The following is a 218-nucleotide window of genomic DNA, read 5'->3' on the forward strand; positions in this document are numbered from 1 at the left end:
ATTGCCCGCCTTGGGATAAAACGGCTCGATGACAGCGGTCATATTCTGCCATGGCAGAATCTGCTCCATGCGGGAGAGGAAAATCTCTTTTCGGGTCTGACGGCGCTTAGTGCTGAATTCACTATCGGCGAAGGTGAGTTGATGGCTCATGATGTCCCTCTGGGATGCGCTCCGGATGAATATGATGATCTCATATCAGGAACTTGTTCGCACCTTCC

General features: G+C 51.4%; 1 pseudogene. It reads right to left on the reverse strand.

The features are described from left to right. A pseudogene (locus M989_RS25770) lies at positions 1-150 on the reverse strand (IS5/IS1182 family transposase); the annotation flags it as partial. Positions 151-218: the final 68 nt, after the last annotated feature.

The sequence above is a fragment of the Kluyvera georgiana ATCC 51603 genome (genome assembly GCF_001654985.1).
GTDB lineage: Bacteria > Pseudomonadota > Gammaproteobacteria > Enterobacterales > Enterobacteriaceae > Kluyvera > Kluyvera georgiana.